This is a genomic window from Vibrio sp. 811, from assembly GCF_033339195.1.
The window spans coordinates 1-754 of the sequence record NZ_JAWOUB010000333.1 but is presented as its reverse complement, the minus strand read 5'-3'; the positions used below and the strand labels follow the sequence as shown (position 1 = coordinate 754).

General features: G+C 44.6%; 1 protein-coding gene and 1 pseudogene. One reads left to right on the top strand and one right to left on the bottom strand.

Annotated elements, in window-relative coordinates:
- A pseudogene (locus tag R7Q46_RS26695) lies at positions 1 to 307 on the top strand (DUF2066 domain-containing protein); the annotation flags it as partial.
- A gap of 68 nt (positions 308 to 375) precedes the next feature.
- Here R7Q46_RS26695 and R7Q46_RS26690 read toward each other — a convergent pair.
- Complete coding sequence (locus R7Q46_RS26690) at positions 376 to 753, bottom strand: DUF2069 domain-containing protein (protein ID WP_318078159.1); 378 nt, start codon at positions 751 to 753, stop codon at positions 376 to 378.
- Position 754: the final 1 nt, after the last annotated feature.

The window sequence follows — 754 nt, the reverse complement described above, 5'->3', positions numbered from 1 at the left end:
TGAGTTAACGCTGACTATTCATTTGCTTGCTTCACAACAAGCATTTGAGCAAGAGGCTTCGTCGATCTCACAATTGATGGAATTTGAAGATCCACTCGGTGACATTGAAGAAGTGACGCCATCGGAAGAGCAATCGGTAGAAACTCTACCTTCAGAGGCTCAAGCTATAGAAGGGCAACCAAAAACGGTGGTTCAAGCCGTTGAGGAAACTGTGCCAGCAGTGCAAGTACAACAGCCTGTTGTGATTCCTCAAGTGCAAGATCAATACGATCTGATTTATGAGTGGAATTCTACTTCGCAAAGTTAATCCGCGTTTGGGCATAGAATAAAGAAAGAGTCGCAATTGCGACTCTTTTTGTTTTTGAATCAGAGAAGTTACTTATTGAACTTCGCTTTTTCTTCTTTTTCTACTTGTGACAAGCGTTTGAGTTTAAGGCCTAGCTCTTTTCCTCGAGCACGAGCAAATAAAATATTGCCAGCAAAACCAAGAGAGGTAAGCACCAGCTCAACCGCTGCCAACCACCGTTCACCACCGTCCACGTACAAGATAGTGAGTGCGTGCAAGAAATACAGCATCAAGACAAAGTTCGCCCATGCATGCGTGTAAGGTTTGCCCGCTAAGATGCCAGGTAAAGGTAGCAATAACGGAATACACCATGCAATCGCGAGTGTTGTGCTACTCAGATGAGGGTGAGGAGATAAAGCGAGTTGCCAAATCGCGACCCATGCTAATAAAGCTAAGTTGCCGAACAAA